Annotated in this window: 11 protein-coding genes and 1 tRNA gene; 6 read left to right on the forward strand and 6 right to left on the reverse strand. The window is 68.7% G+C overall.

Features of this window, described 5'->3' with window-relative positions; translation table 11 throughout:
- Positions 1–196: 196 nt before the first annotated feature.
- The 6 genes from HOP53_RS19025 (at position 197) to HOP53_RS19050 (ending at position 7,159) form a co-directional block, all read left to right on the forward strand.
- Complete coding sequence (locus HOP53_RS19025; RefSeq protein ID WP_010625842.1) at positions 197–694, forward strand: formate dehydrogenase subunit gamma; 498 nt, start codon at positions 197–199, stop codon at positions 692–694.
- Positions 694–2,244: a formate dehydrogenase beta subunit gene (locus tag HOP53_RS19030; RefSeq protein ID WP_234271454.1), complete on the forward strand. Its 1,551-nt coding sequence runs from the start codon at positions 694–696 to the stop codon at positions 2,242–2,244. Before HOP53_RS19025 ends, HOP53_RS19030 begins: the two co-directional genes overlap by 1 nt.
- A 17-nt stretch (positions 2,245–2,261) precedes the next feature.
- Positions 2,262–5,177, forward strand: a complete 2,916-nt coding sequence (fdhF, locus tag HOP53_RS19035; protein ID WP_234271455.1) for a formate dehydrogenase subunit alpha — start codon at positions 2,262–2,264, stop codon at positions 5,175–5,177.
- Positions 5,174–5,998, forward strand: coding sequence for a formate dehydrogenase accessory sulfurtransferase FdhD (gene fdhD / locus HOP53_RS19040; RefSeq protein WP_234271456.1), 825 nt, complete (start codon positions 5,174–5,176; stop codon positions 5,996–5,998). The genes fdhF and fdhD overlap by 4 nt, the downstream gene beginning before the upstream one ends.
- A 7-nt stretch (positions 5,999–6,005) precedes the next feature.
- Positions 6,006–6,251 carry a formate dehydrogenase subunit delta gene (locus HOP53_RS19045; RefSeq protein WP_086509120.1) on the forward strand — a complete coding sequence of 82 codons (246 nt, stop codon included), beginning with the start codon at positions 6,006–6,008 and terminating at the stop codon, positions 6,249–6,251.
- Between the two features lie 248 nt (positions 6,252–6,499).
- Complete coding sequence (locus HOP53_RS19050; protein ID WP_234271457.1) at positions 6,500–7,159, forward strand: L,D-transpeptidase; 660 nt, start codon at positions 6,500–6,502, stop codon at positions 7,157–7,159.
- Positions 7,160–7,186: 27 nt separating this feature from the next.
- Here HOP53_RS19050 and HOP53_RS19055 read toward each other — a convergent pair.
- The 6 genes from HOP53_RS19055 to fdxH form a co-directional block, all read right to left on the reverse strand.
- Positions 7,187–7,282: transfer RNA gene (locus HOP53_RS19055), tRNA-Sec, on the reverse strand.
- 8 nt (positions 7,283–7,290) lie between these two features.
- A complete protein-coding gene (gene selB, locus HOP53_RS19060) occupies positions 7,291–9,231 on the reverse strand; it encodes a selenocysteine-specific translation elongation factor (protein ID WP_234271458.1) in 1,941 nt (646 codons plus the stop codon).
- Entirely contained in the window at positions 9,228–10,670 is a 1,443-nt protein-coding gene (gene selA / locus HOP53_RS19065) for an L-seryl-tRNA(Sec) selenium transferase (protein WP_234271459.1), read from the reverse strand. Before selA ends, selB begins: the two co-directional genes overlap by 4 nt.
- A 125-nt stretch (positions 10,671–10,795) precedes the next feature.
- Positions 10,796–11,734, reverse strand: coding sequence for a formate dehydrogenase accessory protein FdhE (gene fdhE / locus HOP53_RS19070; protein WP_234271460.1), 939 nt, complete (start codon positions 11,732–11,734; stop codon positions 10,796–10,798).
- Entirely contained in the window at positions 11,731–12,420 is a 690-nt protein-coding gene (locus HOP53_RS19075; protein WP_234271461.1) for a formate dehydrogenase subunit gamma, read from the reverse strand. Before HOP53_RS19075 ends, fdhE begins: the two co-directional genes overlap by 4 nt.
- Positions 12,417–13,373 (reverse strand): formate dehydrogenase subunit beta, encoded by a 957-nt coding sequence (gene fdxH / locus HOP53_RS19080; protein WP_234271462.1) that lies wholly within the window; start codon positions 13,371–13,373, stop codon positions 12,417–12,419. The genes HOP53_RS19075 and fdxH overlap by 4 nt, the downstream gene beginning before the upstream one ends.
- Positions 13,374–13,377 lie beyond the last annotated feature (4 nt).

Raw genomic sequence — 13,377 nt, forward strand, 5'->3', positions numbered from 1 at the left:
TTCATATTTCGTAACCCAGGCAGGACTGCTACCTTCACAAATACGCACCATCAATGATGCTACGGACACCTTATCCAATATATGCACTGTAGTACATAAATAAGTAGTACATAACGAGACCGTAACCAGCAGCTTCGAACGTACCGACGCAAGACGCCAGAAGATGCGCTCCCTACGTTCGCTTCGAGGCCAGGCCATGCTCAATAGCCCATTCCCTTCATGGACGCCCCAGCTGATTCAGGACGAAATCGACGCCCTGAAGCACAAGCCCGGCGCTCTGCTTCCCATCCTGCACGCGATCCAGGACCGCTGCGGCTACGTGCCGCGCGAGGCGGTGCCGCTCATCGCCGAATCGCTGCAGCTCACCCGGGCCGAGGTGCACGGCGTGATCAGTTTCTACCATCACTTCCGCACCACGCCGCCGGGGCGCCACGTGGTACAGATCTGTCGCGCCGAGGCATGCCAGGCGCGGGGCTCACGGGCGCTGGAAATGCACGCGCGGGACACCCTGGGGATCGACTACCACCAGACCACCGCCGACCGCGAGATCACCCTGGAGCCGGTCTACTGTCTGGGCAACTGCGCCTGCGGCCCGTCGCTGCGCGTCGACGATCGCATCCTGGCCCGGGTCACCCCCGAGCGCTTCGACCGGCTGGTCGATGAACTGACCACCCAAGTGCTGAAGGTGAGCTGATGACCACGAGACTCTTCGTTCCCCGCGAGACCACCGCGCTGGCGCTTGGCGCCGACGAGGTCGCCCAGCGCATCGAGGCCGAGGCCGAGGCCCGTGGCGTCGAGATCGAACTGGTGCGCAACGGCTCCCGCGGGCTGTTCTGGCTGGAGCCGCTGGTCGAGGTCGAGACCGCCGTCGGGCGCATCGCCTACGGGCCGGTAGCCCCCGAGGACGTGGCCGGGCTGTTCGATGCCGGCCTGCTCGAAGGCGGCGAGGCACCGTCGCTGTGCCAGGGGCCGGCCGAGGAGATTCCCTATCTACAGGCCCAGCAGCGTCTGACCTTTTCGCGCATCGGTGTCACCGACCCGCTGTCGTTGGAGGACTACTGCGCCCACGACGGCTTCCGCGGCCTGCGCCGGGCGCTTGGTCTCGCTCCCCAGGCCATCGTCGACGAGGTCAAGGCCTCCGGCCTGCGCGGTCGCGGCGGGGCGGCGTTCCCCACCGGCATCAAGTGGCAGACCGTGCTCGACGCCCCCGCCGCGCAGAAGTACATCGTCTGCAACGCCGACGAGGGCGACTCCGGCACCTTCGCCGACCGCCTGGTGATGGAGTGCGACCCCTACCTGCTGATCGAAGGCATGGCCATCGCCGGCCTCGCCGTGGGTGCCACCCAGGGCTACGTCTACCTGCGCTCGGAGTATCCGCTGGCTCAGCAGATCTTCAATGAGGCCATCGCCCGTGCCGAGGCCGCCGGCTATCTCGGTAGCGACATCCTCGGCAGCGGCCAGGCGTTCCACCTCGAGGTGCGTCTGGGGGCCGGCGCCTACATCTGCGGCGAGGAGACCTCGCTGCTCGAAAGCCTCGAAGGCAAACGCGGCATGGTGCGCTTCAAGCCGCCGCTGCCGGCCATCGAAGGCCTGTTCGGTCAACCCACCGTGGTCAACAACGTGCTGTCGCTGGCGGCGGTGCCCTTCATTCTCGCCGAGGGGGCCGCGGCCTATGCCGACTGTGGCATGGGCCGTTCACGCGGCACCCTGGCGCTGCAGCTGGCCGGCAACGTCCAGCGCGGCGGACTGGTGGAGCTGGCCTTCGGCACCACCCTGCGCCAGCTGATGGAGGAATTCGGCGGCGGTACCTTCACCGGGCGACCGCTGCGTGCGGTGCAGGTAGGCGGCCCCTTGGGCGCCTATCTGCCCGAGAGCCAGTGGGACCTGCCGCTCGACTACGAGGCCTTCGCCGAGGTCGGTGCAGTGCTCGGGCATGGCGGCGTGGTGATGTTCGACGACACGGTGGACATGGCCGAGCAGGCGCGCTTCGCCATGGAGTTCTGCACGGTGGAGTCGTGCGGCAAGTGCACCCCCTGCCGCATCGGTGCGGTGCGCGGCGTCGAGGTGATCGACCGCATCCGCGCCGGCGAGCGTCGTGAGGCCAATCTCATACTGCTCGCCGACCTGTGCGAGACCATGGTGGACGGCTCACTCTGCGCCATGGGCGGCATGACGCCGTTCCCCGTGCAGAGCGTGATGAAACACTTTCCCGACGATCTGCAGCGCGACGCGCAGCCGCATTGAGCGGGAGGAGGCCCGATATGTTGAACTATTACGATCCCAAGCAGACGCCCGCTCCGCAGCACTTCTTGCCGGAGCGCGACTATGGCACCCCGGCGCGGCTCTCCGAGACGCGGGTCAGCCTCGAGATCGACGGCGTCGCGATCAGCGTGCCCGAAGGCACCTCGGTGCTGCGCGCCGCGGCCTTGGCCGACATCAACATTCCCAAGCTGTGCGCCTCGGACAACCTCGAGGCGTTCGGCTCGTGCCGCCTGTGCGCGGTGCAGATCGAGGGCAGGCGCGGCCTGCCGGCCTCCTGTACCACGCCGGTCGAGGCCGGCATGAAGGTGACCACCCAGAACGCGCGGCTGGCCAAGCTGCGGCGCAACGTGATGGAGCTCTACATCTCCGACCACCCGCTTGACTGCCTGACCTGCCCGGCCAACGGCGACTGCGAACTGCAGGACATGGCCGGTGCGGTGGGGCTGCGTGAGGTGCGCTACGGCTTCGACGGCGCCAATCACCTGGACGCCGAGACCGACGACTCCAACCCCTATTTCAGCTTCGACCCCAGCAAGTGCATCGTCTGCTCGCGCTGCGTGCGCGCCTGTGAAGAGGTACAGGGCACCTTCGCCCTGACCATCGAAGGGCGCGGCTTCGAGTCCAAGGTCGCCGCCGGCCAGAGCGAGGCGTTCATGGATTCCGAATGCGTCTCTTGCGGCGCCTGCGTGCAGGCCTGCCCGACCTCGACGCTGATGGAGAAGTCGGTGATCGAACAGGGCCAGCCGGAGCACAGCGTGGTGACCACCTGCGCCTACTGTGGCGTGGGCTGCTCGTTCAAGGCCGAGATGCAGGGCGACCGGGTAGTGCGCATGGTGCCGTACAAGGGCGGCGACGCCAACCACGGCCACTCCTGCGTCAAGGGCCGCTTCGCCTTCGGCTACGCCACCCACCCCGACCGCCTGAAGACGCCGATGATTCGCGAGTCGATCGACCGGCCCTGGCGCGAGGTGGGCTGGGAGGAGGCGATCGCATTCGCCGCCGAGCGGCTCAAGGCGATCCAGGCCAAGTACGGCCGCGAAAGCATCGGCGGCATCACCTCGTCGCGCTGCACCAACGAGGAGACCTACCTGGTGCAGAAGCTGGTGCGCGCGGCCTTCCACAACAACAACACCGACACCTGTGCCCGGGTGTGTCACTCGCCCACCGGCTACGGCCTCAAGACGACGCTGGGCGAGTCCGCCGGCACCCAGACCTTCGACTCGGTGATGAAAGCCGATGTAATCGTGGTCATCGGCGCCAACCCCACCGACGCCCACCCGGTGTTCGCCTCACAGATGCGCCGCCGCCTGCGCCAGGGCGCCGAGCTGATCGTCGTCGACCCGCGCCGCATCGACCTGCTCAAGACGCCGCACCATCGCGGTGCCCAGCACCTCGCCCTGCGCCCCGGCACCAACGTGGCGATGATCAACGCCATGGCTCACGTGGTGATGAGCGAAGGGCTCGAGGACCGCGAGTTCATCGCCAAGCGCTGCGACGCGGCGGGCTATCAGGCCTGGCGCGAGTTCATCCTCGACCCGCGCCATGCGCCGGAGAACGTCGAGGCGATCACCGGGGTGCCCGCCGAGCAGGTGCGCCGCGCCGCGCGCACCTATGCCCAGGCGCCCAACGGCGCGATCTACTACGGCCTCGGCGTCACCGAGCACAGCCAGGGCTCGAGCATGGTGATGGGCATCGCCAACCTGGCCATGGCCACCGGCAACATCGGCCGCGAAGGGGTGGGCGTCAACCCGCTGCGCGGGCAGAACAACGTCCAGGGTTCCTGCGACATGGGCTCCTTCCCCCACGAGCTGCCGGGCTACCAGCACGTCGGCGACCCCGCCGTGCGCGAGCGCTTCGAGGCGGCCTGGGGTGTGCCCATCGACGACGAGCCGGGCCTGCGCATCCCCAACATGTTCGATGCCGCCGTGGCCGGCGAATTCAAGGCGCTCTACGTGCAGGGCGAGGACATCGCCCAGTCCGACCCCAATACCCAGCACGTCGAGCAGGCGCTGCGCTCGCTGGAGTGCCTGATCGTGCAGGACATCTTCCTCAACGAGACGGCCAAGTTCGCCCACGTGCTGCTGCCGGGCTCCTCGTTCCTGGAGAAGGATGGCACCTTCACCAACGCCGAGCGCCGCATCAACCGGGTGCGCAAGGTGATGCCGCCGCTGGCCGGCAAGCAGGACTGGGAAGTGACCGTGGATCTGGCCAATGCGCTGGGCTATCCCATGCACTACGACCATCCGTCGCAGATCATGGACGAGATCGCCGGCCTCACGCCGAGCTTCACCGGGGTCAGCTATGCGCGGCTCGACGCGCTGGGCAGCATTCAGTGGCCGTGCAATGAGGCGCACCCTGAGGGCACCCCGACCATGCACATCGAGGACTTCCCCATCGGCCTGGGCCAGTTCGCCATCACCGACTACGTGGCCAGCGACGAGCTCAGCAACCGCCGCTTCCCGCTGCTGCTGACCACCGGGCGGATCCTCTCCCAGTACAACGTCGGCGCCCAGACCCGACGCACGCACAACCAGGCCTGGCACGACGAGGACGTGCTCGAACTGCACCCGGCCGACGCTGAGCTGCGCGGCGTGCGCGACGGCGACTGGGTCGGCATCACCAGCCGCGCCGGCCAGACGGTGCTGCGTGCGCGGATCAGCGACCGCATGCCGCCGGGGGTGGTCTACACTACCTTCCACCATCCGGGCAGCGGAGCCAACGTGATCACCACCGACAGCTCCGACTGGGCGACCAACTGTCCGGAATACAAGGTGACCGCCGTGCAGGTCGAGAAGGTCAGCCAGCCGTCCGCCTGGCAGCGCCAGTTCCAGACTTTCGACCAGCTGCAGCTCGAACTGCTGCGCGGTGGGAACAAGGACGAAGCGGGCCAGGCTCTCAGCGGGGCGCGTGAATGAGTGACGACCACAGCCGCTGCCGGGTTCCGGTGGACGTGCGCCGGGCCGGCAGCGCCGAGCGGCGGGAGGACAGCATCGCGGTGGAGACGCCGGTGGCGCTGGTCTACAACGGCATCTCCCATGCGGTGATGATGGCCACGCCGGACGATCTCGACGACTTCGCTCTCGGCTTCAGCCTCACCGAGGGCATCCTGCACACGCCGGATGAGCTCTACGGCATCGAGGTGCGCCAGGAGGACTGCGGCATTGCTGTCCATCTGGAGATCGCCACTCAGCGCTTCATGGAGCTCAAGCAGCGCCGTCGCAGTCTGGCCGGTCGTACCGGCTGCGGGCTGTGCGGCACCGAGTCGCTGGAGCAGGCGATCCGTCCCATCGGCCGGGTGATTGCTCCGACCGTTGACGATGCTGCCATTCAGCTGGCGCTGGAGGCGCTGAAGTGGCACCAGCCGCTACAGCGCGAAACCGGTGCCACTCATGGTGCCGCCTGGTGCGACCTCGGCGGGCGGATTCAACTGGTACGCGAGGACGTCGGTCGCCACAACGCCCTGGACAAGCTGATCGGCGCCATGCTGAGTCGTCGTCTATCGGTGGAAGACGGCTTTGCGCTGGTCTCCAGCCGGGCCAGCTACGAGATGGTGCAGAAGTGCGCCAGCGCCGGCATCGGCTGCCTCGTCGCCGTCTCGGCCCCCACCTCGCTCGCCATCGAGCAGGCGCGTCAGGCTGGTCTGCTGCTGGTCGGCTTTGCCCGCACGGGGCGCCACGTCATCTATCATCAGCCGGTACGCGAAGCCGTGCCGGTCGTTCAAGCCAGCGGAGGTTGAAGTCGCCATGAGCCGCAGTCAGCTCGATACCCTGATCCACATGGCGAACCAGATCGCCGCCAACAATGCCCACTACGGCGATGATGCCGCCGAGCGCGTGTATACCCACCTGAAGAAGTTCTGGGCGCGCAGCATGAAGCGCCAGATCGTCGACTATCTCCAGCAGGACGGCAGTGAGCTGTCGCCCCTGGCCCGGCAGGCCATCGAGCGGCTGGCACAGAGCCAGAGCGAGACGCATTCGGCGAGCGCCTGACGCCCGATACCGGTCTTTCCCGCGCTTTTTCAACGAAAGGAGGCGAGTCCCTCTTTTGCCTTAGCATGCCTATGGTATATTCGACCCACGCGTCTCATGGTTCGGTCGGCGACCTTGTTCCCAGCCCCATGTGACGAGATCCCCTCGAAGGGAGGCGTGCCATATCCTCATGGTACGGGCCATGGCGGGTCCGAATAATTCGATCGGCTTGAGTCGACGATAACTCCACTACGCACGGGCAGGGGCTCATGAACAGGCCATTCTTCCAGGCTGCCGCCTTGACGGCAGGCTTCTTCGCGTTTGGGCCGGCGGCCCAGGCCAACATTCCCGACTCTTCTCATAATCTCAATGGCGTGATGCCGGACACGCCGACGCTGTGGCAGGTGCTGGACGCAGTGGCACAGCCCGAAGGGCTGACCGCCGACGAGGTGTGGCTCAGCATCGACCTGCGCAACCGCCGGGTGCGGGTGATGCGCGGCGAGCACGAGATCAAGCGCATCGAGCACCTCGCCTTCGGTGCCGGCGGTGCGGCGCCGCTGCGCGCCAAGGGCAGCTCGATGACGCCGATCGGCGAGTTCCGCGTCGACCGCATCAACCGTGCCTCACGCTTCGGCCTGTTCTTCGGCTTCGACTACCCCAACGCCCAGGTCGCCGAAGAGGCACTGCGCAGCGGCAAGATCACCATGCAGGAGTACTGGTACATCGAGAACTACCGGGCGCGCCACGGCCGGGCACCGCATACCACGGCGCTGGGTGGGCTGATCGGAATTCATGGCCTGGGACAGGGCGACCCCGAGATCCATCGCAGCTTCGATTGGACCGAGGGCTGCGTGGCGGTCAACAACGAGGAGATCCGTGCGCTCGACCCCTGGCTGCGCATCGGCACGCGGGTGGTGATCAAGGGTTAAGCAAAGCCTTGCATCAATAGGGGGAGCTGGCGGAAGAGCGTGGGAGTCGAACCCACCAGGGACCGCTGGCAGCCCCTGCCAGATTTGAAGTCTGGCCGCCCCACCGGGGGTCGATCCTCTTCCTTGAGTCGTTAACGCCACATCTCGACGTTGCGTATCACGCGCTCGTCTCCGATTCGGCGCGTGTAGCCTACCTTATCAAAGAATTCGAGCATGTGTATGGCCAGCTTGCGGCCGGTGCCGATGCGGTCGCGAAAGGCGGCTGCGCGGATCCTGCCGTGCTCGCGCTCCAGCGCCTGCACGATGGTGGCCATCTCGGCCACCGTGTCGGCCGGGTAGAAGTGGTCGCGGCGTACCTGGTAGAGCCGGCCGAGGCGGGCGCAGGCGATGAGCACCTCGCGGATGCGGGCTTCATCGAGGCTCTCTTCTGCCAGGTCTTCGCAGGCGGCCAGATCGCGCACTCGCGGCGGCTGGAAGCCTGCCTCGGCGATGTGCGGTTCGAGTCGCTGCCACAGCGCCTCGTCCGCCTCGCTCAGGCTGGCGTGGTGGCCGGGCTGGGCGACGAAGGGGCCGTGGGCGACCAGCTTGCCGGTGGCTACCAGCCGCTCGATCAGCTGCCGGCCCGTCGCCTCGGGCAGCTGCGGCGCGGCCTGGCGCGTCAGCCGGCCGCGCTCGGTGCCCAGCATCGAGGGCTCGCGCTCGTGGTTGGCAGCCACGCTGTCGAGCAGCCGTGCCTCCAGGGCCGCGATGGCCTCGGCCGAGAGGGCGCGGAGCTGCCCTCGACTCGCAAGCGTAACGCCGCCCAGCGCCGCCACCGCGTCGCCCAGCGCCGCCGGCTCGAGGTTGGCGTTGCGCGCCAGGGTGTCGAGGTCGACGCCGGCAGGCTGCAGGCGTAGCCCGGCTTCCAGCGCCGGTGCCAGGTCGAGCGGCGTGCTGTCGGCGCAGCGGGCCAGGGCGGCGAGCCAGGCCAGCCGTTCGGGACGGCGCTGGCCGCGGCGCGGCGGGTCGCCCTCCAGCACCGTGGCCCCGCCCAGGGTGATGCCTGCGGCAGGATCGCGAATCACGCAGCGGTCGCCCAGGCAGGCGTGTACCGGTTCCTCCAGCACCAGTTGGCCCAGCATGCTCTCGCCGGGGGCGAGGTGCTGGCCTTCCAGCAAAGAGATACGTCCGCTATAGCGGCCCACGCCCAGGTGCACCTGCACCGGTGTCCAGTGCTTCACGCCGGGGGCCGAGTCGAGCAGTCGTAGCGCCACGTCCAGGCGTCGCAGTGGCGGCGCGTCGAGCGCCTCGGCAACCAGCCAGTCGCCGCGTCGAATGAGATCGCGGTCGATGTCGGCGCCGGCCAGGTTGAGCGCCACGCGGTCGCCCTGGTGCGCCCGGTCGCTCTCGCGGTGCTGACGGCGCAGGCCGCGCACCCTGGCCTTATGGCCGCCGAGGGCCAGGCGTAGCGTGTCGCCCTCGTTCACTTGGCCGGCCAGTGCGGTACCGGTCACCACCACGCCGGCGCCGCGCTTGGTGAAGACCCGGTCGACGACGAAGCGGAAATGGCCGCGCACGGCGGTGTCGCGCTGCATTGCGGCCATCGCCCATAGCCGTTCGCGCAGGGCATCCACCCCTTCGCCGCTTGTGCTCGACACCTCGTGGAGCGATGCCTCGGCCAGCGGCGTGTCGGCCAGCAGGGCGGCGATCTCCTCGCGTACCTGGCGGCGGCGCGCGGTATCGACCCGGTCGACCTTGGTCAGTGCCACCAGGCCGCGGTCGAGTCCCAGCAGCGAGAGGATCTGCAGGTGTTCGACGGTCTGCGGCATCACGCCGTCGTCGGCAGCCACCACCAGCAGCACCGTATCGACCCCGGCGCTGCCTGCCACCATGTGATGCAGGAAGCGCACGTGACCGGGCACGTCGACGAAGCCGAGCTCGACGCCCTCGGCCATCTCGGGATAGGCGAAGCCGGGCTCGATGGTCAGGCCGCGGGCCTTCTCTTCCTTCAGCCGGTCGGTATCGATACCGGTGAGCTGCCGGATCAGGGCGGTCTTGCCGTGGTCGACGTGGCCGGCGGTGCCGACGATCACGCTTGGCCTCCCGGCGGGGCCGCGCCATAGAGGCGGGGCAGCTGCTCCAGCTGACCGAGGAAGGCGGCGATTTCCGCCTCGCCGGCCAGGCAGCGCAGGTCGAGCAGCAGGGCGCCGTCGTTGAGGCGCCCGATGACCGGGCGCGGCAGCCGGCGCAGGGCGGTTTCCAGGCGCTGCAGCTGCCGCTCGCGCTGGCGTCGCTGGTCGGCGCGGGGGCGCCACGTCAGGGCCCGGCTGGGCAGCCGGTCCACCGGCAGCGAGCCGCTGCCCAGCTGGCTGGCGCAGGGGGCGAGCGTCACCTCGAAGTCGCTGAGCAGGTCGCTCGCATGGGGCAGCAGGCGCTCGCCGGTGGCGGCGATCTCCGCCTCGGCGCGGGTCAGCAGCGCCAGGGTGGGGATGTCGCGCTCGAGGGCGTCGCTGTCGCGGTAGAGGCGCAGGGTGGCCTCCAGCGCCGCCAGGGTGAGCTTGTCCAGGCGCAGGGCGCGCTTGAGCGGGTGGCGCTTGATGGTGGCGATGGCTGCCCGGCGGCCAACGATGATGCCCGCCTGGGGGCCGCCGAGCAGCTTGTCGCCGCTGAAGGTGACCACGTCGGCGCCGGCGGCGATGGCGTCATTCGGCTGCGCCTCGTAGGGCAGCCCCAGGGCGGAGAAGTCGGCCAGCGCGCCGCTGCCCAGGTCGATCAGCAGGGGGACGCCGTGAGCGTGGGCGATCTCGGCCAGCGTGGACTCCGGCACGCTCTTGGTGAAGCCGGTGATGGCGTAGTTGGAGGTGTGGGCCTTGACGATCAGCCCGGTGTGCTCGCCGATGGCGGACGTGAAGTCCCGGGGGTGGGTGCGGTTGGTGGCGCCCACCTCGCGCAGCCGGCAGCCGGCCGCCTGCATGATGTCGGGCATGCGGAAGGCGCCGCCGATCTCGATCAGCTCGCCGCGGGAGATCAGCGCCTCGCGTCCGGCCCCCAGGGCGCCCAGCGCCAGCAGCACGGCACCGGCGTTGTTGTTGACCACGGTGGCGGCCTCGGCGCCGGTCAGCTCGCACAGCAGGTCCTCGACCAGGCGGTCGCGGTCGCCGCGCTCGCCATCCTCCAGGTCGTACTCCAGCGCCGTGGGGTGGCGCGCGGCATCGGTCATGGCGGCGATGGCGGCCTCGGCGAGGGTGGAGCGGCCCAGGTTGGTGTGGATCACGGTGCCGGTGAGGTTGAACACCGCGCGGGAAGCCGGGCGGGCCAGCTCGGTGAGCCGCGCGAGGGCGGTGGCGGCCAGGACGTCGCCGTCGGCAATCTCGCCGGCCTTCCGGTCACCGGTGAGCTGCTCACGGGCCTCGTCCAGGGTCTGGCGCACCGCACGCCGCACGAGGCGGTGACCATGGCGGGCACGGGCCGCGGCTACGGCGGGGTGGGCCAGCAGGGTATCCACTGCGGGCAGGCTGCGTCGAACGTCCATTGTCGTGCTCATGTCCATGTCGGAGCGATCATCCCCCGGTGCGAGGATGGCGTTGCCAGGCGCCTAAGCGCACTGTGGCTCCCTATGGCATAGCATGTCCGACCGCGCGGCGTCCAACCGCCGGCTCAGCCTTCGGCGATCAGCAGCGGGTTATAGCCGCTGCGCCGGTAGCGCCCCTCCTCGCCCAGCAGCAGGTCCAGCGCCAGGCTGCCCAGGTCGTCGGCCAGCGGCTCGGCCTTGGCGTCCAGCGTGCGGGGGAATATCTTGAGATAGCTGCCGCAGTCGCCGCAGGCCTCGGCCTGGGCCACCTCGGCAGTCGCCTCGTCTTCCTCTGCGCTCGCTTGCGGCGCCAGGCTCAGGTAGCCGAGCTTGCCGCTCTGCTCGCACACGCTGCACAGGGAGCGCTCGAAGTACCACTGGGTCGCGCACAGGCCGCACTGCAGGTAGCGCACGCCGCTGCAGCTGGCCTCGCTCTCGATCACGCTGGCCACCGGCGGCGAACCGCAGCAGGGGCACAGGGTGCGTATCTCGCCGCTGGGGCGGGCCGGCACGTGCGGCAGCGCCTGCACCAGCCGCTGCCAGGCTACCTGCAGGGCCGCGGCGATCAGCGGCATCAGGCCACGGTGCTGCTCGTCACCGGCCTCACCGGCAAGCAGCTGGGCCACCAGCTGCTTCAGCGTGGCGTCGGGCAGTTCGCGCAGGGCGGCGATGAGGGGGCGCTGTGCTGCGCCCACGTGCAGCTCCAGCGCACCGAGCAGGGCCGCCAGTTCGCCCGGGATGTCGATGTCGTCCTGCAGCGCCTGGGCATTCAGGGGCGGCATGCCGTGCTCGAGTGCCAGACGAAATGCCTCGGGCTCAGGCTGCCAGCCCGTGGCGCGCTCCAGCGCCACCTGCTGGGCGGTGGCCAGTTGGGCCATGAAGCCGAGAAACTCCCCCAGCGGTGGGTTGCGCTCGGCCAGCGCCTGCAGACGCCGCGCGCGCCGGGCGAAGTGGTCGTCGGTGGGCAGGCGGACCTCGGGCGGCTGCATGATCCCCATGGGGGCATTGCCATAGGAGTGATTCACGGCGATTCCCCTCTGCGGCTTGCGTGGCGGCGGCTGATCTCGCGGTGCTTGCGCTCCTTCTCCATCTCCTCCTCGTACCACAGGTCGTGATGGTGGCGAGCCCAGGCCTTGCTCACCCGGCCGCGAACCATGGCCTGGAACGAGCCCTTGACCCAGATGCCGGAGTAGATGTGGATGATCAGGGTGATGATGGCGAGGAAGGCGAGGTAGGCGTGGCTCACCGAGGCCAGCCGGCGCAGGGTGATCGGCACCTCTTCGCCGACCAGCGGTTGCCACATCAGCACGCCGGTGATCAGCAGCAGCGGTATGCACAGCAGCATGACCCAGAACACCAGCTTCTGGCCGGCGTTGTTCTTGCCCACCGGCGGCAGCTTCTCGTCACGGTTGGTCAGCACGTCGTCGATCTGCTTGAGCCACTGTACGTCGTGACGCTTGAACAGGCTCTCCTTGAAGAAGCGGATCGCCATCAGCACGAACAGCAGCGACAGGAACAGGCCGATCCAGGGGTGCAGGATGCGGGTCATGGTGGGGCCGCCGAACAGCCCCGTCAGCGACCAGAAGAAGGGGTGGAAGAAGGGCAGCCCGCTGAGCACCAGCAGCACGAAGCTGATGGCGACGAGCCAGTGCAGCAGGCGTGTCCAGACGCCGTAGCGCAGCAGCTGTGGGTCCGTCTTGGCCAGGCTCATGGTCGACCCTCCCGCTCATCTCGCTCTTCTCTGGCCTCCCGCTCTCGTTGGCGGGCCTCGTCGTCGCGCACCGCCTGTTCGTCATCCTCGCCGTGCTCCTTGGGCCCGGCGGTGGCGTAGTGGAGAAAGCCGGTCAGGGCGGCAAGGCCGATGGCCGCCGAGGCCAGCGGTTTGGTCACCCCCTTCCAGGCGCTGACCATCGGGCTGATGCTGGGGTTCTCCGGCAGGGCGCTGTAGATCCCCGGCTTGTCGGCGTGCTGCAGAACGTAGATCACGTGGGTGCCGTCGACGCCCTCGGGGTTGTAGACCCCCGCGTTGTCGAAGCCGCGGCGCTTGAGAAAGTTGGTGCGGGTCTCGGCCAGGTCGAGCATGTCGTCGCGGGTGCCGAACATGATCGAACCGGTGGGGCACGATTTGACGCAGGCCGGCTCCAGGCCGTGGAACACCCGGTCGGAACACAGCGTGCACTTGTAGGACTTGCCGTCCACCTCCGAGATGCGCGGCACGTCGAAGGGACAGCCGGTGACGCAGTAGCCGCAGCCGATGCAGTGCTCGGAGTTGAAGTCGACGATGCCGTTGGCGTACTGCACGATGGCGCCGGGGGCCGGGCACGCCTCGAGGCAGCCGGGGTCGGCGCAGTGCATGCAGTTGTCCTTGCGGATCAGCCACTCCAGGTTGCCCTGCTCGTTCTCGTACTCGTCGAAGCGCATTACCTGCCAGGTGTTGGGGGTGAGGTCGAGCGGGTTGTCGTATTCGCCGACGTTGTTGCCGACCTCGTCGCGCAGGTCGTTCCACTCGGCGCAGGCGACCTGGCACGCCTTGCAGCCGATGCAGCGCGACACGTCGATCAGCTTGGTCACCGGGTCGATGCCGCCCGTTCGCTCCTGGGGCGAGGGTACCGTGGTCGCCGAGCGGGCGATGATGTTCTGCAGATTGACCTGTTCGCCTCTCATCTTT

The organism is Billgrantia ethanolica, assembly GCF_021404305.1.
Taxonomy (GTDB): Bacteria; Pseudomonadota; Gammaproteobacteria; order Pseudomonadales; family Halomonadaceae; genus Halomonas; species Halomonas ethanolica.

Coding starts and splice junctions, on each gene's coding strand:
- fdxH (WP_234271462.1), bottom strand. CDS start 13,373: ATGAGAGGCGAACAGGTCAATCTGCAGAACATCATCGCCCGCTCGGCG.
- selA (WP_234271459.1), bottom strand. CDS start 10,670: ATGGACGTTCGACGCAGCCTGCCCGCAGTGGATACCCTGCTGGCCCAC.
- HOP53_RS19075 (WP_234271461.1), bottom strand. CDS start 12,420: ATGAGCCTGGCCAAGACGGACCCACAGCTGCTGCGCTACGGCGTCTGG.
- fdhD (WP_234271456.1), top strand. CDS start 5,174: ATGAGTGACGACCACAGCCGCTGCCGGGTTCCGGTGGACGTGCGCCGG.
- HOP53_RS19030 (WP_234271454.1), top strand. CDS start 694: ATGACCACGAGACTCTTCGTTCCCCGCGAGACCACCGCGCTGGCGCTT.
- HOP53_RS19025 (WP_010625842.1), top strand. CDS start 197: ATGCTCAATAGCCCATTCCCTTCATGGACGCCCCAGCTGATTCAGGAC.
- HOP53_RS19050 (WP_234271457.1), top strand. CDS start 6,500: ATGAACAGGCCATTCTTCCAGGCTGCCGCCTTGACGGCAGGCTTCTTC.
- HOP53_RS19045 (WP_086509120.1), top strand. CDS start 6,006: ATGAGCCGCAGTCAGCTCGATACCCTGATCCACATGGCGAACCAGATC.
- fdhF (WP_234271455.1), top strand. CDS start 2,262: ATGTTGAACTATTACGATCCCAAGCAGACGCCCGCTCCGCAGCACTTC.